Here is a 23,268-nt window from a genome sequence, read left to right on the forward strand (position 1 = left end):
AGAAAATGAGCCAGAAAAATTCTTTTTTATATAGCGTAGTAAAAGCTAAATGCCCGAGGTGCCGCGAAGGAAACATGTTTCCGAAAGGTACCCTGTATACCACCAAGTTTGCAGACATGCACCAGTATTGCCCATGCTGCGGTCAGGCTTTTGAACCGGAACCGGGCTATTACTATGGAGCCATGTACGTGAGTTTCGGTTTTAACGTGGCTATCTTTCTGGTGGCGTTTATTGTGCTGCACCAGTTGGTGGAGGAGGTAAGTCTTGCCATGATGCTAGGCATGGTGGCCGTTCTTGTAGTCGGTTTGCTGCCGGTTATCTTCCGGTTGTCGCGGGCGCTATGGATCAATATCTTTATCAGGTACGAAGGGCCCTGCAGCCAGATACCGGAAAAAGCCCATGTTTAGCAGCCGCCGCCAGCAAACAACCAAACCGGTATAAATTCTGAATTTTGCGCCTGCAAACTCAGGAAATTAAATTATATTTATCACTCAATTTCTTGTTGGTGGTTCCGGTATGGCCTTTCTCAGATTTCTGCTTGTGGTGCTAAGACGATTCGTCGCCTTCAGCTTCTTGTTGTGCTTGTTTTCCTGCTCAGGATCGAAAAATGAAAATGTGTTCGATTTCTTTTGCTCGGATGAGGAAACGCGGCAGCAGGTGGAGGTTCCGGCCTCTTTTACCGCAGACAGCGCCCGCCTCTTAGGCCATAAGGTCGACTCCCTTTTCAATTATCTGCATCGTAAAAAAGGCTTTAACGGAACGGTACTGGTTACGAAATACGACCAGGTCATCTGCCGGAATGCCTATGGCTATGCCGATTTTGCCCGGAAAGATACTCTCTGCCTGGAGACAGCTTTCCAACTGGCATCAGTATCCAAGCCGTTTACAGCCATGGCCATTATGATCCTGAAGGAGCAGGGCGAGCTGAGCTACGAGGATAGCGTGCAGCAGTACATCCCCGATTTTCCTTACAAAGGCATAACCATCCGGCACTTGCTTATGCACCGCTCCGGCCTGCCCAACTATACTTATTTCAGCGAGAAACTATGGCCCGACCGGAAGGTGTCGCTCACGAACAACGACGTGCTGAGCCTGATGGCCGTTCATCAGCCTAACTTCAACTCAAAGCCCAATGCACGCTTCGAGTACAGTAATACCGGGTATGCGGTGCTGGCCTCCATTGTTGAAAAAGCTTCCGGCATGGCGTTCTCCGATTTTCTACAGGAGCATATTTTTGAACCCCTGCAAATGACGCAGACGTTTACCTTCAGCCAGGATTTGAATGCACCGTCAGGAAAAGTAGCGCATGGCCATCTGGTGGGCAAACGGAAAAGGTCTCCTGATTTCCTTGACTCTGTGCTGGGCGACAAAGGCGTTTATTCTACGGTGGAGGATTTATATAAATGGGACCAGGCCCTCTACACGCAAAGGCTGGTAAAGCGCGAAACGCTGGATGAAGCTTTTACCGGCTTTGGCTTGCCAAAGAAGGACAACGAAGATTATGGTTTTGGCTGGCGCATTCGCCGGATAGAAAGTGGCGATACCGTAGTGTACCATGGTGGCCTGTGGCACGGCTATAATACCTACCTGCTGCGGAACCCAAAGGACCACAGCGCTATCATAGTGTTGAGCAACCTGACGAACGGCAGCCTGAACTATATGAAGGAAGTAAGAAAACTCTTATTTCCGGAACAGCCAGTTCTGCTGGCCGATAATAAAAAAATGCAAAAAGAAACAGCCCGCAATTAGCGCCGGGCGGCTGTTGTGATGTGGCTCGTTCAAGCTGTCCCTTAAGGTTAAAGCAATATAATAAGCGTTTATCTCCAGCAACTTGTTAGGGCCCATCTGGAAAGCTGCTGGGATAAGAGTACGGGCTGGCAGCTCGCACCGGAGCAGCAGAAAGGAAAAAACATTGATTTATCCTGCAAAATTAGCTCCGAAGGGCCCTTTTTATTAGAATAATTCAGGTAGTGCGGAAGATGCCATTGTCTGGTTTAGGTAGCAAGCTCACGTCCAGGCTGAAAGTGACCACATGCTGCATCTGGTCAGAACCTTGCTGACTGCCTTCTTATTTCAATTTCACGAGTATACGTCAGTACCTGATGCAATGGGAATAATAGGTGTAATTTCTCAGGCGGGGCGTTGCCCTTGAGTATCGCTGCCGCACCTGAACGTGCGGCAGCGATTTGGTTTTTTCAGGTATGAAACAGATTAATGCGCCAGAAATGCTGCTTTTGCTCTTTTCACGGTTAAGCTAACCAGTGAGGATTGCTTTCACCTGGTTCTGTTGCTTGCCAGAGCAAGGCAAGCCTAAAGTCCTGCTCCCCCGGTAGTGGATGCTGGCGATATTTTCCAGAGTTCCCCATTTGATTCGTCGGTGACCAGGTAGAGCGCGCCATCCGGTCCCTGCCGCACATCTCTTACCCGTTGACCGCGGTCTTTTAGCAGGCGCTCCTCACCGGTTACGCGTCCGTTCTCTATTTGCAGGCGCACCAACTGCTTGTCGGTAAGCGAACCCACAAAAAGGTTGCCCTGCCACTCCGGGAAAGCATCGCCTGAGTAGAACTGGGCACCTGACGGAGAAATAACTGGGTCCCAGTAATAAACGGGTTGTTCATAACCATCACGCTGGGTTTTCGCAGTAGCTACTGGCTCGCCGGAATATTCTTCGCCATAGGTTACCAGGGGCCAGCCGTAGTTCTTGCCTTTCTCAATCAAATTCAGCTCGTCGCCACCCTGCGGCCCCATATCCACCGACCAAAAGCGGCCCTCGCCATCGAAGGCAGCGGCTTCCACGTTTCTTTGGCCAATCGTCCAGATCTCAGGCAACGTGCCCTCCTTGTCTATAAATGGATTTCCGGGTGCTGGTTTGCCATCGGTAGTGATGCGCAGAATTTTCCCCATGTGGCTGTCCATGTGCTGCGCCTGTGGACGTATTTCCTTGTCAGAGCGTTCTCCGAGTGTTACGAACAGATGGCCATCCGCATCGAACACGAGGCGTGAGCCAAAGTGCTTGTCGCCATCATACGTAGGCATGGCCTGGAATATTACCCGCACCTGTTCGAGCCTTTTGTTGTCTGATGACAGCACACCACGGGCCACGCTGGTGCCATTTCCGCCCGTCCGGGGCTCCGAGAATGACCAGAAAATAGTCCGGTCAGAGCCGAAGTTTGGGCTCAGCGCCACATCCAACAAGCCTCCCTGCCCTTTCGCATCCACCTTAGGCAGACCGCTGATGGGCTCCCCAACTTCTCCTGTAGCCGTCACGAGGCGCATATGGCCCGGTTTCTCTGTCACCAGCAGGCTGCCGTCAGGCAAGGGTTCTACTGCCCATGGCTTGTTCAGTCCCTTCGCCAGCACCTCCACCTGATAGGCTGCTTCTGATGTAATGGCGCAGGCGCGCGTCTGTCCTTCAAAAGCGGGGCTCTGTTCGGGGGAGTTGGCCTCCCGTGTTTCCAGCGGGTTGCAGTTGTTTGAGGAATCAGTTGTTTGTGCCACCGTGTTATCCTGGTTGTTGGTGCGGTTACAGGCCAGGCCTAAAGTAGCCAGGAAAATGGTAGAGAGGATCGTTTTCTGAAATCTGCCCATGAGTAGCTGTTCTTGGTGGTTGATTGTTTCTGACTGATTTGCATAAGCACCTTTCCGGAACCTATAGCTCTATTTTATCTTGGTTTACTTTAATAGTACAAAGAAGGTTTAGCTGTATTTTACTGGCGTGACAGCTCATATTGGATAGTATAGTTTCTTAGCAAGTTTATCCGGCAATAGATCGCAGGCATCATCCGATAAAACCTAACGCTGCTGCTCACAACTTTTGCCTGTAAACCTGACACTGAAACAGTAGGTTGTTGGCAACCAGGTGTTTTCCCAGGGGTGGCTTAAAAAGGGATGCGAAACCGGAATCTTATGTGAGTGGGCGCTTTTCGGCAAATTTCTTGCTTCATACGAAACTTTTTTGGTTGCAACTGTATGATTGGGATCAGCTATTTGTACAGCTGTGGCCTTGGTCAGCCAGGCACTACCACAAATTTGCTGACAACGTGATGGAGGCAAGAATTCCTTGATAAATAAAAATATATCTGTTTTTTAAGGCGAATGTAATTGTTATTATTTTATGCTTATATTGGCTTATCGTAAGAAGACGTGTGTTTTTGTTTCTGCCACAAATTCAGTCCGTTTTGACCAGTTAAATGGAATTTAACTCCTATATTTTAAGCATGCTGCAATGTTTACGTCAGACAATAAAAAGGAAATGCCACAGAACCGCATGCCTGATCAAAATGCCTTTGCCTCTCCCCAGTATCATAAGACCTTTTTCATGTCTTCAGGCGAAGGTTTACCTATTGAAAGTAGCAGGATGCAACTCTTCCGGACAGATTTTGTAGAGATTGTGCTGCACATGCCAAACCACCTGTTGCTCACGCGCTGGCTCAGGCCCGTTGTGAGCAGTGAGTACGGGCACGGCATTGAGGAGACCAGCCGCTTGTTTTTGAAGTACGACCTAAACAAGCTCCTGATCAATAACTGTAGAATGGGTGTGTTAACGATAGAGGACCAGGGCTGGCTCGGCCGGTTTTCAGTGGAAGTTATCTCCAAAAGCAAGCTGCAGCGCCTGGCCATCATTTCCTCTTTCGATATTCTGCAGCAACTAACCAACGAGGTTTTAGATGGTAAGGTAAAGGAAGCGACCCCTCCCTTCGATACCAGGTATTTCTTAACCGAACAAGATGCCTTGGAGTGGCTGCTGATGCCGTAGCAGGTGAAGGGGAAGAATTTTGTATTTGATTTTCAGATGCGTGTTTGTCAGTTGCTGGGAGATTAGTCACTAGCGCTTCGCCAAATTGAAATTAAAAATGAGAAATGGTGGCAGATAGGCTTTCTGGCAGCTCTACAAGCCTTGAACCTTTCTGGAAATCAAATTAGAAAAGTATTAAGTACCTGTAAGTGAAATCCTCCGTGTGTGGGCCGGATCAGGAGCAGAAGCAGAAGTGCCTCCGGAGGGCCTTTTTGATTGGAATAATTCTGAATGACAGCCTTTTATGCTTCTCTTACTGGCTCGATATTATTTACTCGAATGTACTTGGTATGGATCGCTTTACTTCTTAAAGAAATAAGCAAGTATTCCTGTTTGTTCTTGAAGCATGTCTGAAGCGCGTCAGGAGACGCGTCATGAGTCCGCACTCGTCTGGAGACGAGCGCGGGCAGCAAGTCTGCCTGCTAAAAAAACCTGGGGGATCTAGCTTGAGGTACTATGGTTTTAAAGGTGCTCTGGGCTAGGGGAGTAATTATTCCAATCAAAAAGGCCCTCCTGAGGTCTTTGCGCCTGCTCCTGCACCAGCCTGCAAACAGCGGCAGCCTCGTATGGCTTAATCACTTTTCTGTTGCTTTTCAAACATCAGGAAATGCTGGATCGGCAGAAAGTCCTCGCGCTTGTACAGCCTGAATCCATTTGCCTCCAACTCTTTTGTTACCTGCTCAGCCGTCATTTTGTGCAACTCCCGGATCATCACCTTCGGGTCTTCTGCGCGGTACTCCAGCAACAGCAGTTTGCCGGTTGGCTTCAATGCCCTGTGTATCGCCTGTAGCATTTCCTGGGGGTATTCCAGCTCGTGATAAACATCTACCATAAAAGCCAGGTCGAGCGAGGCATCGGGCACCTGTATACTTGTAGGGCCGCTTTTTACCACTTCCACGTGGCCTAGCCCTTGTTCCTTACTACGCTTTTTAAGTTCAGAAACAAACCCATCCTGCAGCTCCACCGCGTAGATTTTGCCCCTGGGTATTTTCTTGGCCACTTTAAACGTATAAAAGCCGGTTCCTGCGCCTATGTCAGCTACCACACTTTCAGGAGTTAGCATCATGCTGTTAATGGCTTGTAGCGAGTTTTCTTCTTTCAGCCTGGTGCTCCTGTCTAGCCAGTTAGCACCACCCGTGCCGATAACCCGGGCAATTTCACGACCCATGTATACTTTGCCGGTACCGCCCGAACCCGGTGCCTTTGTAGTGTAGGTGGCTGTTGCTTTTTGCTCCACCTGCGCCTGACAGCCACTGTTGCCAGCATTCAGGAAGAACACCGATAACAGCACAAAAAGCGCCTTCAGGCTTCGATATTTGAATATTTCCATGTAAGCAGGCTATTTCAGGTATACTGTTTTATCTTTTCTGTTACGGTATACATCGGCTGGTGGGCCCGTTTTAAGGCTGCTTTTTTCAAACCTGATGGGCCTCCGGTCTTAGCCGAACCTGATACCGCAAAGGGGCTGGTGGAATGGTCTTTTGAGCATCATCATCAGAAGACCTTCTCAAGATATGTCCAAAATTTACTATATAAAACGATCTATTTGCAGTAATTTAGCTTAAACCTGACGTAGGTAACAGGGAGTATGATAGAATAGCCGGGTAGGGGCGGGAATTCCTGTTAAATGTAAAAATGACTATGATGAAGACTATATTAGTACCCACGGATTTTTCAGTTAATGCTTCGGTAGCTGCTCGCTATGCGCTTGATCTTGCAACAAGTTTAGGCGGGTTCGATATCCATTTCCTGCATGCCTACGTTCCTTTTACATCAGCGTTCCAGGCTCATGCAGCTAACCAGGAAGACGAGGACCGTTCCAGGCTGGAAGCTGAGAAGGGCCTGGCTGAATTTATCGGAGCGCTTGGGCCGACGCCAGACGTGCCGGTAACCTTTAGTTTATCGCAGGATAACCTCGTGAATTCCATAGAACAATGCGCTAAGGACAAAATGGTCAGCCTTGTTGTAATGGGTACGCACGGCGCTTCTGGCACCAGAAAAGACGTGCTTGGAAGCAATACCCACGATGTGGCAAAATCTATATCGGTGCCTCTGCTTATCGTTCCGGAGCACACGGCCCGATTCCAGTCCGATAGCGTTGTTTTCTTTACGGACTACCACCAGGGGGATGTGTTCACCTTAAATGTATTCAAGAGTATTTTTGGTGAGGCTAGCAGCCGCTGTACACTGGTGCATATTCATAAGGACGAGGAACTGCCTGCAGAAAGCGACAGGCAAAAGCTGGCAGACTGGAAGCTGGAACTGGAGAGACTAACCGGCTACAAGAACTTAAACACCGAACTTGCCCATGTACAGGAAAATATGGAGGCGGTTAGCCAGATCATTGAACGTTTTGGGGCCACCCTTACCATGCTTACCCTGGTGGAAGGAAGAAATTTTTTTGAAACGCTACTGCATAAAAGCCTGGCGAAGGCTATTGTCTTTAACCCCGAAACGCCAACTCTGCTGACGACCTCCGAGGAAAGCGATTGACCGCACCGACATGTTCAGCACAAAAGAGCAGCAGCCTAGATTGATGCCCTTAAATGGGAAGTGAACCCGCAGAGGTTTAGTTGTAAATACTGATAACGTAGTACACTCCTGAACTTCTGCGGGTTCTTAAAAGCACGATCTGCCGGCTGCGACACAATTCACTGAATCTGTGGCTGGGTTCTCTGGTTCTTCAGAAAAATAAAAGATATCCTGCTGTGCAAAAATTCTAACATACGGCACCTCCTGTCTCGTTTCAGCACAAGCTATGCGGGGTAGAGCAATTTTTTGCATTAAAAGGTGTTGCATCAGTAATAACTGGAATTCAGATTACTGTTGGCTTTCTCGGCCTGCTCTATCATCTTAAAATCAGAAAGCACCAGCGGGCTACCTTTTTTTACGCACACGTCGTGTTCAAAATGAACTGATGGTTTGCCGTCGGCAGTGAGGATGGTCCATTCGTCATCAGCCAGCAAAACCTGAGCCGTGCCCAGGTTAATCATGGGCTCGATGGCAAGCACCATGTTTTCCTTCAGCATTTTGCCCTGGCCTTTCCGCCCGAAATTAGGAACGTCAGGCTTTTCATGTAAATCCCGGCCCAGACCGTGGCCTACCAACTCCTGCACAACACCAAAGCCGAATGGCGCTACATACGACTGAATGGCATGCCCAATGTCGCCCACTCTCTTGCCGTTTATTGCTTGTTCAATACCTTTCAGCAGAGATTCTTTCGTTACGCGAACCAGTTTCTTTAGCTCTTCGGGCACATCTCCAAGCAGAAACGTATAGGCCTGATCTCCATGAAACCCGTTTTTATAGGCCCCGACATCCAGCGAGATAACATCGCCCTCCCGTAAGGGCACATCATTCGGGAAACCATGGACAACGGCATCGTTCACCGAGGCACAAATGTGGAAAGGGAAGCCTCCAAAGTTATGAAAGGACGGAACCGCACCATTATCCCTTAAAAACTCCTCAGCATGTTTGTCCAGTTCCAGCGTGGTAATTCCTGGCTTTATGATCGATGCAAGGGAGGCTAATGTGCTGCTCACAAGCATCGCACTTTCTGCTATCAGAGCGACTTCTTCTTGTGTTTTAGTGAGCATCTGTTATTGTTCTAACGGTAATTTGGTTTTACTTAACAGCATATAGCCCGCCACACCCGAAATTAAGGATGCAACCAGAATAGAGAACTTTGCCTCCGCAATGATGGAGCTGTCTGAGAAAGAAAGCAAGGCAATGAAGATGGACATGGTAAATCCGATCCCTGCCAAAAGACCGACGCCTATGATATGCTGCCAGTTTGCCCCCGCCGGAAGCTGGGCTATTTTTAGCTTTATGGCCAGCTTCGACATCAGGAATATCCCGATTGGTTTCCCCAGGAAAAGTCCCACTATAATTCCCAGACCCACCGGAGATACCAGGCCTTCCAGCATGGTGTTTTCAAAACGGATATTGGTGTTAGCCAGGGCAAATACGGGTACGATCAGGTAATTGACGGGCACAACCAGGGCGTGTTCTAACTTCAGCAGGGGCGATGTCTGCCCTTCCTTTACACCTAACGGGATAGCCAGGGCGGTGAGCACTCCTGCAATGGTGGCATGTATTCCTGAGTGATGGATAAAGTACCAGATCAGCAAGCCTGGTATCAGGTAAAATACAAGTGAGCGGACCCCTAATTTATTGAATACAAGCAACAAAAGAAATAACCCTCCGGCATATGCCAGGTACACCATGTGCAGCTCAGCGGAGTAGAAGATGGCAATGACAAGGATGGCTATCAGATCGTCCACGATGGCCAGGGCTGCCAGAAATATTTTGAGTGATATAGGCACTCTGGTGCCCAGCATGGCCAGGGCTGCAAGGGCAAACGCGATATCGGTTGCCATGGGTATGCCCCAGCCGCTTACCGTTTCAGTGCCCTGGTTCAGAAAAAAGTAGATTCCGGCAGGAACGAGGGCTCCGCCAAAGGCACAGAGAATGGGCAAGGCCGCCTGGCGGGGAGTAGATAAGCCACCGTCCACAACTTCTCTTTTTATCTCCAGACCCACCAGTAAAAAGAAGATGGCCATAAGCCCGTCATTGATCCAGAGGGCAACAGAGTACCTCAGTTGCACCGAATCTGTTTCAAACCCGAGCGGGTAGTTGAGCAGGCTTTCGAACGATGCCCCCAAAGGTGAGTTGGCTAAGCCCAGGGAGATTAAGACACACATAAAAAGAATTATCCCGCCGCTGGATGCGGAATTAAAGAATGTCGCAAATATTTTTCGCATGATGTTTTCTATAGATTATGCCCAAAGGTACCTCCTATAGGTAGAGATATGAAAGTAAAAATTGGACACTCAGGTAGGTTTCACCCCATTTTTTATGCATATTTGCTCAGGTATGCCTATAAAACTGTTGCGAAAAATCAAATTCACTGCGCCCTCTGGTTCCGCGTTGTTGCATAAAAAGGAGGTGTTTTACAGGGATTTCCCTGCGAAACACGTCGTTAGCGCCTATGTTTTTCCGTGTAGTGACCTTGAGTCGAACCAGCCACTTTTTAATGATGGCTTCCCTTCCGTGATTTTCATGCCGAACCCTTCTGATGATGTTCATTTGAAAAGGAAAGGCAAAACCATAAAACTTAAATCAGCCTGGGTTTGCTGTGGGGTAATCAAAGATACGCACTGGGAGATTCCGGAAGGGCTTGAGTATATTTTAGTCTTACGGTTCAAACCTTCGTCTTTTTATTCCATCTTCAACATTGACCCCACCATATTCCGGGCCCAGCCCGTTTGTAGCCTGCAGGACATTGTGGACGAAAGCTGGGCCAGGAGGATAGAGGAAATGTACCGGAAAGACACAGTGGCGGAGAGAATAACCTTCATGAGCGATGTGCTGTCCTCGTACGATGAAAGTAATTATTTGCCGTTTTTGTTGCAGTCTGCCATTGACTACATAGACGAGCGAAAGGGCAATACCACGGTAGCCGACGTTCTGGATACGCTTGGAGAAAAAGTGAACCACAAGTGGCTGCAACGCAATTTTGTGAAGTATATAGGCATTACGCCCAAAAAGTATATTTCCCTTCAGCGTTTTGTCTATACCTACAGCCAGTACGACCGGGATAAATCATCAGACTTATTCACGGCTGCCATCACCAACGGGTATTACGACTATAATCATTTCTTCAAAGACTTTAAACAGTATATTGGCGTGGCTCCCTCTCAATATGCCTGGGATTAAGTAGTTGCCGCACAGACTTCATCCGAAGCCGTGCAGACTTTGATTTTCAGAAAGGTGTAATGCCTGTTAAGCTGCCCGCAAGCCTGTCTTTTGGAGAAAAAGCTGTTTGTTCCCTGGTTGTGCGCCTTTGGGGAACGGACCTATTCGTTCTGTCTGCACATTAATCCATACGCCTGTTTGTTTTTGTAAAGAGCCTCCTAACAATCGAGGTGGGCCATGCTTCGGTTGAGCCGGGGGCAGGAGGCTGTGCTTCTTCAGCAGAAAAATTGCCCGATTCAGCTATGTCAAATCCATTTTGAGACAAAACAGGTTAGCTTCCGATGAATTAATATAATACCTTAACCCGCGTTCCGCCCTATTAACTACCGGTCGTTTTATTCAGCAGGTTTCTTAAAGCTCCGGGGCTACAGCAGAGCTGCCTTGTTAAGCATGCCTGTTAGATGACAGGCCGATAGCTGCAGTTGCCCTTTGTACTCTTAGAGTCAGTAAAAAAACCTGTCGCACAAAAGCATCAGCAGACGGCTCCGGAGGGGCGTTTTTATTAGAATAATTCATCAGCCGGCCCCCAGGCCACGCGGTTATCTGACCTGATAAAACTGATGGGGGGGTGCTGCGTGCTGCCTGCATGATTAACAGACGGATCTTTAGCTGCAGCAGCGTTTTTGGCTCCAGAGGGGCATTTTGATTAGAATAATTGCCACGGTACCCGACAAGCCATCAAGTGCCGGGCAACTGGTAAGAATTTTCAGTTAAGAGATATACAAAAATGAAAAAAACCCATCACATTATCGCAGCCGGCCTGCTCTCGCTTGCTCTTTTATATCCGGGGGTAGACGCAATGGCACAAAACAGCAACAGAGCCGCCGGGCAGCCTGAACCCGGGCAAATACCCCCTCATCCACCAAGATTGCCCGAGGGCGCTATTCCTGCCTTTCCGGGAGCATGGGGAGGAGGCATGTTTACCACAGGAGGCCGCGGCGGCAAAGTAATGGCCGTTACTAACCTCAACGACAGTGGAACAGGAAGCTTGCGGGCTGCCTTAGAAGCCGAGGGCCCTCGCACGGTGGTGTTTCGTGTGGCAGGCACGATCAAAGTGAACAAAGACATCAATATCAATCATCCTGACATCACCATAGCAGGCCAGTCCGCCCCAGGCGACGGTATCTGTGTTGCCGGCACCCTTAATATCAACACCCACAATGTGATCATCCGCCACCTGCGCGTGCGCCGGGGTGTTCCTACCGGAGGGCAGGGTGATGATAATATTGGAGGCAATCCGCACCATCACATCATCATCGACCATTGTTCTGCCAGCTGGGGAATGGACGAGAACATTTCGCTCTACCGGCACATGCGGCCGTCGCTGGATGGCAGCACGCAAATAAAGGATCCAGCTGAGCATGTCACCATTCAGTGGACGATCTCCAGCGAGGCGCTCGATGCCAGAGGGCATGCTTTTGGCGGCACCTGGGGAGGGAACCCCGCCACCTTCCATCACAACCTCTTTGCCAGCAACACGGCCCGGAATCCGTCGATCGGCATGTCTGGTCCGTTTGATTTCCGCTACAATGTTCTGTTTAACTGGCAGCACCGTACCATTGATGGTGGCGACGAAACTTCTGAGATCAATCTCATCAACAACTATTTTAAACCGGGGCCTGCTACCAGAGAGAATATGCGCGCGGTCTTTGCCCGCATCGAACAGCGTAGTATGTACTCCCCTGGTAACGCATGGAAAGAAGGCGACTGGTATCCTAAAGAGCAAAACCGCCCCGGCAAATGGTATGTTGCCGGCAATATCATGCACGGAAACGATGCGCTGAACAATAACAACTGGGCTGGTATGCGCAGCAAAGAGACGAAAGCATCTATCGTTTCCAGCGGGAATGAGGCCGAAAATATAGCCCGTGTCAATACGCCGTTCGTAGGATGGCCGGTGGCACCGCACCAGCCGGCAGAGGCCGCTTTCGAGTCTGTGCTGGCAAAGGCTGGGGCTACTTTGCCTAAACGTGATGCGGTGGACACCCGGGTGGTAGAAATGGTGCGCACCGGAAAACCGACGACCAAGACCGGTATCATCAAAGATGTATCCGAAGTGGGGGGGTACCCGAACCTGACCTACGATCCTGCCAAAGTACCTGTAGATAGCGACGGAGACGGTATGCCAGACCAATGGGAAATCAAATACAAGCTTGACCCAAAAAATCCGAAAGATGGCGCTATGGATACTGACGGCGATGGTTATACCAATCTTGAAGAATACCTGAATGGCACTAATCCTCAGGAAAAAATCGATTACCGCAACCTGGGCAACAACGTCGATACGATCAGTTAAACAGCTTGAGTCGAAGCATTAAAGGGCGGAAGCGCCTGAGTACAAATAAACCGGCATACCCCCAAATTTTTAAAGCCCAACCTCTGCCTGAGGTTGGGCTTTGCCTTTGGATACAATCCTTCCGTTAAGGGCAACCTCTGCAAGAGCGTGGGTGGTAACCTAGCCTGGGAACAAAAGCGAGTGCTGTAATGCGAGGTTCTTTAAAATGGTATATACAGGCAGGGCTTGCTGGTTAAACTGCTCCTGTCTCTTGCCTGGTAATAAGTGCATGGGAGGTAAGCACAAACGCAAAGCCCAGCAAACTCTCCAGCGAAAAGCCGCCTCCCATGCCGGGTGCTGCATCCAACAGCAGCCGGGAGTGCTCGTAGTAATTGTGCTGCTCTTCCGACAGGTAAAATTCACAGCCTTCCACCTCGCCGATCAGCACGTCGCGGGAGCCGGGCTTATATTCTCCTTTCTCGTAGCACATGGGCTGCGAGCCTTCGCAGCAGCCGCCACTCATATAAAACATCAGCTCGCCGTAGCGCTCTTTCAACTGGCTGATCACTTCTTTTGCTTTTTCTGTCGCTAGTATCTTTTCCATAATTCTGTAAATTTATTTTATAAAAAAATCACCTGAGGGAGCCCCAGGTGATTTCAGGTTGATGACAAACTTTAGGTTAAAAGAAACCTTGCTTCTTCTTGTCGTAGGATATCAGCATGTTCTTGGTTTGGCGGTAGTGGTCGAGCATCATCTTATGGTTCTCTCTACCGTAACCCGACTGCTTGTAGCCGCCAAACGGGGCATGGGCCGGATAAGTGTGGTACTGGTTCACCCAGACACGGCCGGCCTGTATGGCTCTCGGCACCTGGTACATCTCGTGTGCATCGCGGGTCCAGACACCGGCACCCAGTCCGTAAATGGTGTCGTTGGCGATCTCAATGGCTTCCTCGGTTGTTTTAAAAGTGGTGAGAGACACAACCGGGCCAAAAATCTCTTCCTGGAACACACGCATCTTGTTGTGTCCTTTCAGGATAGTAGGCTGGATATAATATCCATTGGCTAGTTCACCATCTAATTTCTGCGGTTCGCCACCTACCAGCACTTCGGCGCCTTCTTCTTCACCGATCCTGATGTAGTTGAGGATCTTATCGTACTGGGGCTTCGATACCTGCGCCCCGATCATAGTCTCACCATCCAGCGGGTTGCCGGCTTTAATAGCTTTTACGCGTTCTATCACACGGGCCGTAAAGGCGTCGGCTATACTCTCGTGCACCAGGAGTCGGGTTGGTGCGGAACAGATCTCACCCTGGTTCAGGGCGAAGAAGGCGGCTCCTTCCAGGGCTTTGTCAAAGAACTCGTCGTCGGCATCCATCACGGACGGGAAGAAGATGTTCGGCGATTTACCGCCCAGTTCCATCGTGGAAGGAATGATGTTTTCGGAGGCGTACTGCATGATCAGCTTACCTGTTGTCGTGGACCCGGTAAACGCAAGCTTGCTGATTCTTGGGGAAGTGCCCAGCGCTTTGCCAACCTCGGCTCCGAAACCGTTCACCACGTTCAGCACGCCGGCTGGTAAAATGTCACCGATCAGTTCCATCAGCGCCAGGATACTCGTTGGGGTCTGCTCCGCCGGTTTCAGGACAATCGTGTTGCCGGCAGCCAGGGCCGGGGCAATTTTCCAGGCGGCCATCAGCAGCGGGAAGTTCCAGGGAATAATCTGCCCTACCACCCCGATCGGCTCGTGCAATACGATGCTCACCGTGTTCTCGTCGTGCTCGGAAATACCGCCCTCCTCAGAACGGATCACGCCGGCAAAATAACGGAAGTGGTCGACCACAAGCGGAAGGTCTGCTGCGCGCGTTTCACGAATCGGCTTCCCGTTGTCGATGGTGTCGACAGTAGCCAGGTACTCCAGGTTGTCTTCTATTTTCTGAGCAACCCGAAGTAGCGTGTTACTGCGTTCCCTGGCAGATGTCTTGCTCCATTCCGGAAATGCCTTATGTGCCGCGTCCAGTGCCAGTTCCACGTCCTCTTTGGAAGAGCGGGCCGCCTTTGCAAAAACTTTTCCGTTGATTGGCGAAATATTATCAAAATATTCTCCCTTCACCGGTGGGACAAATTGCCCGCCAATAAAGTTGTCTTGTGGCAACTCTCTGCCTTTGAGCTGTGGAAACTTATATAATTTCTTTTCAGCTTTACCGTTTTTTATAATAGGTTCTACTATAGTGCTCATAATTTTATATCTTTAAATGTGGTTAAATGTATTTGATTGCAGCATGCTACTTGATTTGCAACTCTTACAAATTTACAACAATATCAGGCGCAGGGGGTAGTACAGAGTACCCATAAGGTAGGACAAAAGGGAAATTGCCAAATAACAGTAAGGTGTTGTTCAGGAACATGCCCGGCTGGAAGGGTTGGCGGCTACAGCGCTGACAGAAAATTCTGCTTAACATTTACCAGCTTATGAATCCAGACCAGGACCTGTTTCTGCTAAGCCCGCTCGACGCCCCGCTACAGGCATATTTTGAAAGTCCTTTCCGGGAAGACTACTTTGAAATTGCCTGGCTGAAGGACGAGGAGCCCATGCATTTCGTAAAAGAGGAAACGCTCCGCATCAAAGGGGACTGGATGTACCTGATCCCGGCCAACCGCTCGCCCCGCCCCAGCAAATCCGGCAAAAAAGGAATGCTTATCGCCTTTCATAAATCAGTGCTGGACTATGAGGTCAAAGAATTTGCGCTGGATGTCATCAGGCTTTTCCTTGGTAAAGGCACGGGTAGTTTCTCCACCATTTTGCTGGAAGAAGACATGGCCACCAGCCTGGATAGCATCCTTCGGATCTTACAAGACGAATATGAGCAGCAGCAAAAGAACCTTCTGGTGCTTAAAGCATTACTGAAGGCATTTCTATTGAAGCTGATGCAGTATAAAACGCAGACCCTAACCCGCCATGGTCTGGATGAGAAGCGGGTGTACCATTTCCTGTTGCTGCTGGAGCACCACTTCAGGGAAGAGAAATCAGTTATATTCTATGCGGATAAGCTCAACATCACGCCCAAACGCCTGAACCAGATCCTGAAGCAAAAGACCGGAAAAACAATTACGCAGCTCTTGCAGGAACGCATTGTAGTGGCGGCTAAACAGCAACTCGTCATCAGCGCACAGACTATACAGGAAGTTGGCTACAGCCTTGGTTTTGAGGACAGGTCGTATTTCAGCAGGTTTTTCAAAAAAAAGACCGGTCAGACACCGGAGCAATTCCAGAAACAGGCAAAAGAGAGGATCTTTCCTGTGTAGTGTGTGGCAGGCAGCATACCGGTGCGTCAGCCAATCTCCTTAAAAATAAAGACACGTACAATCAGGTCTCAGGCAGGAAAGCCCATAGCCATTGTCTACTACGGCTCTCGCACACAAGGTCCTTCGGGGAGAACAAAATGGGAGTGGCATTATGAAGGTATGGAAGGAATTGTATTTACGGTTCACTTCCTCTCCAGCACTGCCAAAGAAAAATTCTCTTTTCAATTGATGGAGCACCAGCCGCTGCCTGCCTGTACTCACCAATTATACAGGCAGGCAGCCAATAGAGGCCTGCAGCCTGCAGCAGGTTGCCTGGCATGAGCGTGATAGTTTTGACACACATTATCCAGGACTAATTGCCATTTCGGAGTGGAACCTCGTATACAAGTAAGTAACAGGTAATCTTAAGGATTTGGCGTTCAGTACGCTGGAAACAGCCTTAGGGTAACGCATGCCTGTAAGTGTGCCTACTACCCTGTAAGGCATTGATGGTTCCGATGGTAGAAAAAGGACGTTTTAGATGGGATCTTTCTTTGATGCCGGCAAAGAGTTTTTATCCAATAAATGTGACGTAACATAAAAACAAGTAATCATGAACGAAAAATTTAAGTACAATACTACATCCGAAGCCATTGCGCAGCTCAGAGCTGCGGGATTTGATAAAAATCTTACTTTAAAAGACGGCTACGTATGGTGGGAGTCTGAAAAATTCGGAGCTGAAGATATCAGGATCGCCTCCGTAAGCAGGTATGAAGGAAACTCAGATCCAGGGGATGAAGCCACTGTTTATGGACTGGAAATGAAATCCGGCCTGAAAGGAATACTGGTAACGGGCGATGGCATCTACTCAGATTCAAACACGGTTGCCCTCCTGCAAAAATTACATCTTGCCAAACTGGACAAGTACAGCACCAGTCCCCCCAACGAAAGATCATAAGCTAGCCTTTCTTTTGTGTTATCATAAAACAAAGAATCGGCACGGCCTCGATACTACTACCGCAGCTATGTCTTGTGGCATGGTCCTTCAGCTATTAGCCGGATAGAAGCATCGGCTCAGATTACGGCAGCTTTTAGAGATATGCGCCAGCACCTGTCAGCCATTGGCCTTACCCTCAACGGTAAAGCGCCAGAGTCTATCAGGCAGGCAATTTATCTTTTTGACGGATGTATTCGCCTGCAAATCTCTTCTGCCTGTGCCACTAACCCAGGGGTTTTCGCACAAAATACAGGATTAGGAAGCGGTCGATAAATGTCTGGCAAAGTGCCCTGTTTGGCTCTGGGAGCGATTATTCTAATGAATTAGGCCCTCCGGAGGTTTATTTGTCTGGATCAGGATTCACAAAATTTCAGGATGAATAGGACACTTATTGTCTGAATCTCTTTGTAGGGTGCCTACCCCAATGATATGCTGAATATAAAGATTCTCAGGATGAGTGGAGCATTAAGAGGAGCTGCAGCCTTCCATGATTTCTAGTTTCTAATTATTTACCTGGCGGAGGCCCATACCGTGCACCCTGTAGGAAACCACCGTCAACTCTTTGGGGAGGATGGGTTAGGCGGAATGGAACCTTGAAGATGTTTTTTGGCTGGTGATGAAGTCGTTTAACCTTTTTTTGTATTTATTACTACCAGGTGCCCGGAATTTCTGGCCGACTATTCGATAATCATCAAGGATTAAAAAAACACGAACTATTAAAATTTATACTATGAAAAAGCTGGAAAGCAAAGTAGCTATCATTACAGGTGGTGCCCAGGGGATGGGCGCGGTAACGGCCGAACTTTTTGCAAGAGAGGGGGCCAAAGTAGTTATTGCCGACTTCAACGAAGAGAAAGGGCAGGAGCAGACAAATAAAATAAAAGCCGCAGGAGGCGATTGCTCTTTTGTGAAAACAGATGTCTCTAAATCAGAAGATGTTGAGAATATGGTAAAATTCACCGTTGATACCTACGGAAGACTCGACATTGCCCTGAACAACGCAGCCATTACGCCGGATGACAAGCCGATTGCCGATTTTGATGAAGCGTATTGGGACCGATTAATGTCAATCGATTTAAAAGGTGTTGCGCTGTGTCTTAAATATGAGGTGCGGCAGATGATGGCCCAGGGTGGCGGCGGTTCAATTATTTGTACTTCTTCTGTAAGCGGTATTCGCCCCCAGCCCGGTACACCTGCTTATATTGCTGCTAAACACGCCGTTATTGGCTTAACAAAGAGTGCAGCCATGGACTATTCTCCTCACGGCATCCGGATTAATTCTGTTGCGCCCGGCGCCATTGACACCCCGATGTTGAGAGGGGCGCTGGAACAGTTCGGATTAGATGCGGAAGAATACGCCAAGCAGTTAAGCATGCTGGGGCGTTTTGCAAAAGCGGAAGAAGTGGCCCAAGCTAATCTCTGGCTGGCTTCTGACGATTCGTCTTTTGTGACAGGAGCGGTGTATGCCGTTGATGGCGGCTATACCGCGATGTAATAACCTTGTAAATCAATGAATAAAATTATCATACCTGATCTTATTAACCAAATAAGTAAAAACAAAACGTATGGAAAAGTATAACATTGCCGTTTTCGTAGGCAGCCTTCGCAAAGAGTCCTATAACCTGAAAACAGCCAAAGCGCTCAAGGCCCTCGCCCCGCAGTCTATGTCGCTTGAGCTGGTGAGCATCGCGGAACTACCCATGTTCAACGAAGACCTGGAGGCCACGCCGCCCGGCGAGTGGGTTACGCTCCGGGAGAAGATCCGCGCCGCTGACGGCCTGCTCTTCCTAACGCCTGAGTACAACCGCTCTGTGCCGGCCGTGCTGAAAAATGCCATTGACGTGGGCTCCCGCCCTTACGGACAAAACTCATGGGACGGAAAACCCGCCGCCGTTGTGAGTGTGTCCATCGGAGGTATCAGCGGTTTCGGTGCCAACCATCACTTGCGCCAGTCGCTGGTCTTCGTGAACGTGCCTGCCATGGCGCAGCCTGAAGCCTACATAGGTGACGCAGGAGAACTGTTTGATGACAACGGAAACCTCACCAGCGACTCTACCAGAGACTTCTTGAGCAGTTTTATGCAGGCTTTTGAGCTATGGGTCGGGGCGCACGCAAAAAAGCAGGCTACCTAAACCAGCAACGTGAATAATATAGACAAAAAGTATACCTGGTGGCTGACGCCACGGGTTAAGACCGCAAGATTATGAGGGTATTTGCAGCAGATTATGCCCTCGCAATCTTGTCATTTGTCACGTCAATTAACCCATCAACAGCAGGTTCAGCCTGTCCATTTCTCATTGACATTCAGAAGAGTCTTAGATATAAAACAATGTCCTGAGAATGTCTGTACTCTTTAACACACGGCACTGACACAGGTGCATGTTGAACTCTTTCGGAAGCATACCTCCTTCCTCACCGCGCTGCCCCTCGCCCGATAACTCTACCGCAACACCTGAGTTGTACAATTCACCTTTCTATTAAATTCTAAAATTAGTTTAATATGAAAAAGAAGTTTTTTAATGCGAAACTGTATCGCAACGCATCGGCCACCGAAATGGTAGTGGAGGACGGAAAAATTGCCCAAGTTGGGGCTAATCTGCCAAAGTGTGATGAGGAAATCGACCTTAACGGGAAACTGGTCCTGCCTCCTTATGTAGATTCACATCTGCATCTGGATTATGTATATACCGGACGGAACGACGGAGGCAAGATTAAAACAGGAACACTTTTCGAAGGCATTACCCGCTGGCATGACATAAAGAAATCGCAAACAAAGGAAGATGCCAGAGAACGGGCATTGGCCGCCATACGGGAAGAGGTTTCCCAGGGCGTACAGTTTATCCGCACACACATCGACGTGACAGACCCGACACTTCTTGGGATGCAGGTTATGCTTGAGCTTCGGGAAGAACTTAAAGACATCGTAACCATCCAGATTGTGTCTTTCCCGCAGGAGGGAATGTATGCTTACAAAGGCGGATACGAACTGGTGGAGGAAGGCCTGAAGATGGGGGCGGACTGTGTCGGGGGCATCCCGCACTTCGAATGGGCCAGGGAAATCGGCGAGAAATCAGTGCATAGCTCGGTGGAGCTTGCCATGAAATACGGTAAAATGATTGATGTGCACTGCGACGAGACAGACGACCCGATGGCGCGTTTCGTGGAACTGCTCAATGCCCTTACCATGGTAGAAGGTGCCGGACACAAAACAGCAGCCAGCCATACCTGTTCTTTTGGCAGCGCAGACGATGCCTACGCGTACCGCATGATGGGCTTGTTTAAAGCCAACGGCATGAATTTTATTGCCTGCCCTACCGAAAACGCCTACCTGCAAGGCCGCCAGGATACTTATCCGAAGCGCCGCGGCCTGACCCGAGTGAGAGAGTTTCTGAGAGAGGGCATCAATGTGAGTTTCGGGCAGGACTCCATCAACGATCCATGGTACCCCTTAGGCAACGGAAACCTGATGAATATCCTGGACAACGGTATACACCTGACGCAGGTTGCCTCTTACCAGGAATTGGAAACTGCCTTTGATCTGATCACTTACAACGGTGCCAAAACCATGATGCTGGAAGATCAATACGGTCTGGAAGAGGGTAAGCCGGCTAACTTTATTGTCCTCAACGAAACTTCTGTATTTGAAGCAATCCGAAAAAGAACAGACGTGTTAGCCTCTGTCCGCAAGGGCGAATTCCTGTTCCGTCGCAGAGAACCGGAATATGAAATAGCTTTGGACCTGTAATTATTTGTGAAGAATGTAACAGAAGCCGGCTATGTTGGCGAAGCTACCTTTAGGTAGAAGCTATTTTGAACAGGAGGCCCTTGCATGATTTTAGGAACTTACCAGGAATGAGACAATGACAAGGTGAAAATACCGGATGTTCCGGTTTTTATTCTCTTGTAGTTAATTCAATACCCATGCCGGCAGATTTAGATGAGGGGTCAGACCTTTTTTAATGCGCAGGGGTGGGGTTTATGGCTGCCTGAATAAAGGGAGCTGCAGAGTTTGCTTGTACACAACAAATTTAACAATAGAACAATAGCTATGGAACAAATCAAAAATACACCCAAAAGCGAAGTGTCGAAAAAAAGTGATGGTAAATTTTTTGAGTTTCCTCACCTTTATGGTAAGGTACTACCCCAGGATAATATTATCGGAGGGAAATTCGTGCCACCTGTAAAAGGCGAATCATGAACCCAGCAATTTACTGGAAAAGATGGAAATAACCATCCCCGGAATAGCCAGTGCGATTGCAAAATATGCCAGGCTCATGGAAGAATATACTCCGAGCAACAGGCCTGCAGCAAGAGTTGCCAGCATGATGGCCAGGTTGAAGGTGGAAGACTGAACAGATGTGGCAATATCTTTGGCGCTTTCTACCTGTTTGCTTACGGCGGTTTGCAGCAAGGTTACCAAGGGCCCAAACGAAAGTCCCCACAAAAAGAAAGCGAAATGAGATATTCCGGTAATTCTTCCGAACAGCAGAAAGATGACCATAGCAAAGATCAACAAGGCAAACATCGCTGTTGTGAGCAGCTTCAGGTGCCGGTCGGTATATTTTATGGCCAGCAACACGGAAATTAGGGACCCTCCCCCAAAAAGCAACAAGGCGCTTTCTATCCCACCGGAGAGTTCTATTTCATCCACCAGGCTTGTGATGTACACATAAACCCCATAATGCGCACTCACGCCGAGCAGGGTTAGCAAAAGAACAACCAAAACTCCCGGAATTTTAAGCAGTGCAAAGGGAGATGAACTTTTGGTAAGTTTCTCTCCTGGTGTGGAAGGCAGCGCAAAGGCACTGATCACTGCAATAGCAAAAATGGCTACCCCCAATGCCAAGAATCCCGTTCGCCAGCCATATTCGTTCCCGATAAAAGTCATAAGTGGCATTCCCAGACTGATACCCAATGTGTTTCCTGCCATTATAACCGCGATGGCTTTCCCGTGTTGCTCCTCATCTACCAGGCGCATTCCATAGGCTGCAATCATGGGCCACATCACGCCGGCGCAAATTCCACCTATAATCCTCAGGAAAATGATAACTGTATAATTATCTAAAAGCCCCGCCACAATGTTAGAAACAGCAAACCCGGCAAGCAATATCAATAACAGCATTTTGCGGTTAAACTGAAGGGTCAGCGAAACAACTGGGATTGCAAAAATAGCGGACGCGATGGCATAATAGCCTACCATGTTACCACCCTGCACTTCGCTTATATCCAATTCTGCCATTATTTGTGGGAGAACACCCGAGGGCATCAACTCAGAAAGGATTCCGACAAAAGTCACCGAAGACATCAATATCATAATCAGCCATGGGAAAATATTTTTTCCGGTAGCTGTGGCCTGTTGTACGCTCATAGTCAGTTCTTTTTTTTGCGCTTTTAAACTACTGTTGAAAACTTCACGGAGTGGGGTGCCTTTGTCCGGGAAAATGGCCCGGGGGAAATTATAGTTTTAAAGGAATTTGTTGCCTGAATGATCCGTTGCGGCATTAATCTTTGTACCGGGTTGGCTTTCAGGCTTTTTTTCGCTTTGTGGCCGGGCTCCATTAAGTCATTTGTTTCAAAATCGTACAAGCACCTTTCCCTCTGCTTTCTGGTGGCCAGTGACTTTTGCCTGCAGCTAGTCCCCTAATCTCACTTCGTAAAGAAACCTATCGACTTCTGCCTTGCTACTTCTAAAAGCAATACTCTAAATCCGTCACAGCGATTTTTCCGAGATTTTTACATGGCGAATATCCTCATTTTGCCGGGCTTGGATAAGGCCGACACTGAAAATGATTGTCTCTTAGCTATATACGGAGGCCTTTTATCCAAAGACGCTTAATAGGGCGAAAGTCATACACCGGCAGGGAGCACATGTTGATTTGTGTTTAAAACTCTTGGATAGTGTACTTGGGGAAATGCATGCCTGTGCTTTTCCTTTCTTTTAAATGGAATGAAGTGGTTTGATGCCTACACTGTCGAGGTTGACAGATGAGCGTATTCAGCCCGAGAAGCCGAAGCTTCCTGCATTTCCCTCCCCAGTAACTCTGCTGGCAATGGCCAGGGGTAGGAGGGTGGCTGCTTTAGCATTCGGATAATTGTTTGAAGCGCATAAAAAGACCTTCCGGTGAAGTGGCTTTTGCAGACCGGAGGATCGAGTTATCGAA

The 23,268-nt window shown here is 48.7% G+C and carries 19 protein-coding genes; 12 read left to right on the forward strand and 7 right to left on the reverse strand.

Annotation, left to right across the window (positions count from 1 at the left end; all coding sequences use genetic code 11):
- Positions 1-5 precede the first annotated feature (5 nt).
- Both FJM74_RS17570 and FJM74_RS17575 read left to right on the forward strand, forming a co-directional pair.
- Positions 6-407 carry a DUF983 domain-containing protein gene (locus FJM74_RS17570; protein WP_187263944.1) on the forward strand — a complete coding sequence of 134 codons (402 nt, stop codon included), beginning with the start codon at positions 6-8 and terminating at the stop codon, positions 405-407.
- A 208-nt stretch (positions 408-615) separates the two neighbouring features.
- Positions 616-1,749, forward strand: coding sequence for a serine hydrolase domain-containing protein (locus FJM74_RS17575; protein WP_317175580.1), 1,134 nt, complete (start codon positions 616-618; stop codon positions 1,747-1,749).
- 561 nt (positions 1,750-2,310) lie between these two features.
- Here the strand turns inward: FJM74_RS17575 and FJM74_RS17580 are convergent.
- Positions 2,311-3,588, reverse strand: coding sequence for a PQQ-dependent sugar dehydrogenase (locus tag FJM74_RS17580; protein ID WP_187263946.1), 1,278 nt, complete (start codon positions 3,586-3,588; stop codon positions 2,311-2,313).
- Between the two features lie 730 nt (positions 3,589-4,318).
- Between FJM74_RS17580 and FJM74_RS17585 the strand changes: the two genes are divergently transcribed.
- On the forward strand, positions 4,319-4,756 hold the full coding sequence (locus tag FJM74_RS17585; protein ID WP_187263947.1) for a hypothetical protein: 438 nt from the start codon (positions 4,319-4,321) through the stop codon (positions 4,754-4,756).
- A 610-nt stretch (positions 4,757-5,366) separates the two neighbouring features.
- Here FJM74_RS17585 and FJM74_RS17590 read toward each other — a convergent pair.
- On the reverse strand, positions 5,367-6,125 hold the full coding sequence (locus tag FJM74_RS17590) for a class I SAM-dependent methyltransferase (RefSeq protein ID WP_187263948.1): 759 nt from the start codon (positions 6,123-6,125) through the stop codon (positions 5,367-5,369).
- 311 nt (positions 6,126-6,436) lie between these two features.
- Here FJM74_RS17590 and FJM74_RS17595 point away from each other — a divergent pair, with 311 nt between their 5' ends.
- On the forward strand, positions 6,437-7,288 hold the full coding sequence (locus FJM74_RS17595; protein ID WP_187263949.1) for a universal stress protein: 852 nt from the start codon (positions 6,437-6,439) through the stop codon (positions 7,286-7,288).
- Positions 7,289-7,593: 305 nt separating this feature from the next.
- On the opposite strand, the gene map is transcribed toward FJM74_RS17595, so the two are convergent.
- Positions 7,594-8,391, reverse strand: coding sequence for a type I methionyl aminopeptidase (gene map / locus FJM74_RS17600; protein WP_187263950.1), 798 nt, complete (start codon positions 8,389-8,391; stop codon positions 7,594-7,596).
- A gap of 3 nt (positions 8,392-8,394) precedes the next feature.
- Complete coding sequence (gene nhaA, locus FJM74_RS17605) at positions 8,395-9,558, reverse strand: Na+/H+ antiporter NhaA (RefSeq protein ID WP_187263951.1); 1,164 nt, start codon at positions 9,556-9,558, stop codon at positions 8,395-8,397.
- 298 nt (positions 9,559-9,856) lie between these two features.
- Here nhaA and FJM74_RS17610 point away from each other — a divergent pair, with 298 nt between their 5' ends.
- On the forward strand, positions 9,857-10,513 hold the full coding sequence (locus FJM74_RS17610; RefSeq protein WP_187263952.1) for a helix-turn-helix domain-containing protein: 657 nt from the start codon (positions 9,857-9,859) through the stop codon (positions 10,511-10,513).
- A gap of 766 nt (positions 10,514-11,279) precedes the next feature.
- Positions 11,280-12,848 (forward strand): pectate lyase family protein, encoded by a 1,569-nt coding sequence (locus FJM74_RS17615; RefSeq protein WP_187263953.1) that lies wholly within the window; start codon positions 11,280-11,282, stop codon positions 12,846-12,848.
- A 232-nt stretch (positions 12,849-13,080) separates the two neighbouring features.
- Here the strand turns inward: FJM74_RS17615 and FJM74_RS17620 are convergent, their stop codons facing one another.
- Entirely contained in the window at positions 13,081-13,431 is a 351-nt protein-coding gene (locus FJM74_RS17620) for a DUF779 domain-containing protein (RefSeq protein WP_187263954.1), read from the reverse strand.
- A 76-nt stretch (positions 13,432-13,507) separates the two neighbouring features.
- Positions 13,508-15,064: an aldehyde dehydrogenase family protein gene (locus FJM74_RS17625; RefSeq protein ID WP_187263955.1), complete on the reverse strand. Its 1,557-nt coding sequence runs from the start codon at positions 15,062-15,064 to the stop codon at positions 13,508-13,510.
- Between the two features lie 233 nt (positions 15,065-15,297).
- Between FJM74_RS17625 and FJM74_RS17630 the strand changes: the two genes are divergently transcribed.
- The 6 genes from FJM74_RS17630 (at position 15,298) to FJM74_RS17655 (ending at position 21,305) form a co-directional block, all read left to right on the forward strand.
- Entirely contained in the window at positions 15,298-16,131 is an 834-nt protein-coding gene (locus FJM74_RS17630) for a helix-turn-helix domain-containing protein (protein WP_187263956.1), read from the forward strand.
- A 592-nt stretch (positions 16,132-16,723) separates the two neighbouring features.
- Positions 16,724-17,068: a hypothetical protein gene (locus tag FJM74_RS17635; protein WP_187263957.1), complete on the forward strand. Its 345-nt coding sequence runs from the start codon at positions 16,724-16,726 to the stop codon at positions 17,066-17,068.
- 769 nt (positions 17,069-17,837) lie between these two features.
- Positions 17,838-18,602, forward strand: coding sequence for an SDR family NAD(P)-dependent oxidoreductase (locus tag FJM74_RS17640; protein WP_187263958.1), 765 nt, complete (start codon positions 17,838-17,840; stop codon positions 18,600-18,602).
- Between the two features lie 70 nt (positions 18,603-18,672).
- A complete protein-coding gene (locus FJM74_RS17645) occupies positions 18,673-19,239 on the forward strand; it encodes an NADPH-dependent FMN reductase (protein WP_187263959.1) in 567 nt (188 codons plus the stop codon).
- Between the two features lie 368 nt (positions 19,240-19,607).
- Positions 19,608-20,852 (forward strand): amidohydrolase family protein, encoded by a 1,245-nt coding sequence (locus FJM74_RS17650; RefSeq protein WP_187263960.1) that lies wholly within the window; start codon positions 19,608-19,610, stop codon positions 20,850-20,852.
- A 303-nt stretch (positions 20,853-21,155) separates the two neighbouring features.
- Complete coding sequence (locus FJM74_RS17655) at positions 21,156-21,305, forward strand: hypothetical protein (RefSeq protein ID WP_187263961.1); 150 nt, start codon at positions 21,156-21,158, stop codon at positions 21,303-21,305.
- Here the strand turns inward: FJM74_RS17655 and FJM74_RS17660 are convergent.
- On the reverse strand, positions 21,300-22,475 hold the full coding sequence (locus FJM74_RS17660) for an MFS transporter (protein WP_206684059.1): 1,176 nt from the start codon (positions 22,473-22,475) through the stop codon (positions 21,300-21,302). The two genes, FJM74_RS17655 and FJM74_RS17660, sit on opposite strands and share 6 nt — an antisense overlap.
- Between the last annotated feature and the right edge of the window lie 793 nt (positions 22,476-23,268).

Source organism: Pontibacter beigongshangensis, from assembly GCF_014332515.1.
In the GTDB taxonomy this organism is placed as follows: domain Bacteria; phylum Bacteroidota; class Bacteroidia; order Cytophagales; family Hymenobacteraceae; genus Pontibacter; species Pontibacter beigongshangensis.

Bases quoted from the DNA above. Each gene is read 5' to 3' on its own strand.
- FJM74_RS17595 (WP_187263949.1), top strand. From the start codon at position 6,437: ATGATGAAGACTATATTAGTACCCACGGATTTTTCAGTTAATGCTTCG.
- FJM74_RS17660 (WP_206684059.1), bottom strand. From the start codon at position 22,475: ATGAGCGTACAACAGGCCACAGCTACCGGAAAAAATATTTTCCCATGG.
- FJM74_RS17635 (WP_187263957.1), top strand. From the start codon at position 16,724: ATGAACGAAAAATTTAAGTACAATACTACATCCGAAGCCATTGCGCAG.
- FJM74_RS17625 (WP_187263955.1), bottom strand. From the start codon at position 15,064: ATGAGCACTATAGTAGAACCTATTATAAAAAACGGTAAAGCTGAAAAG.
- FJM74_RS17585 (WP_187263947.1), top strand. From the start codon at position 4,319: ATGTCTTCAGGCGAAGGTTTACCTATTGAAAGTAGCAGGATGCAACTC.
- FJM74_RS17640 (WP_187263958.1), top strand. From the start codon at position 17,838: ATGAAAAAGCTGGAAAGCAAAGTAGCTATCATTACAGGTGGTGCCCAG.
- FJM74_RS17590 (WP_187263948.1), bottom strand. From the start codon at position 6,125: ATGGAAATATTCAAATATCGAAGCCTGAAGGCGCTTTTTGTGCTGTTA.
- FJM74_RS17610 (WP_187263952.1), top strand. From the start codon at position 9,857: ATGCCGAACCCTTCTGATGATGTTCATTTGAAAAGGAAAGGCAAAACC.
- FJM74_RS17615 (WP_187263953.1), top strand. From the start codon at position 11,280: ATGAAAAAAACCCATCACATTATCGCAGCCGGCCTGCTCTCGCTTGCT.
- FJM74_RS17655 (WP_187263961.1), top strand. From the start codon at position 21,156: ATGGAACAAATCAAAAATACACCCAAAAGCGAAGTGTCGAAAAAAAGT.
- FJM74_RS17570 (WP_187263944.1), top strand. From the start codon at position 6: ATGAGCCAGAAAAATTCTTTTTTATATAGCGTAGTAAAAGCTAAATGC.
- map (WP_187263950.1), bottom strand. From the start codon at position 8,391: ATGCTCACTAAAACACAAGAAGAAGTCGCTCTGATAGCAGAAAGTGCG.
- FJM74_RS17580 (WP_187263946.1), bottom strand. From the start codon at position 3,588: ATGGGCAGATTTCAGAAAACGATCCTCTCTACCATTTTCCTGGCTACT.
- FJM74_RS17645 (WP_187263959.1), top strand. From the start codon at position 18,673: ATGGAAAAGTATAACATTGCCGTTTTCGTAGGCAGCCTTCGCAAAGAG.
- nhaA (WP_187263951.1), bottom strand. From the start codon at position 9,558: ATGCGAAAAATATTTGCGACATTCTTTAATTCCGCATCCAGCGGCGGG.
- FJM74_RS17650 (WP_187263960.1), top strand. From the start codon at position 19,608: ATGAAAAAGAAGTTTTTTAATGCGAAACTGTATCGCAACGCATCGGCC.
- FJM74_RS17630 (WP_187263956.1), top strand. From the start codon at position 15,298: ATGAATCCAGACCAGGACCTGTTTCTGCTAAGCCCGCTCGACGCCCCG.
- FJM74_RS17620 (WP_187263954.1), bottom strand. From the start codon at position 13,431: ATGGAAAAGATACTAGCGACAGAAAAAGCAAAAGAAGTGATCAGCCAG.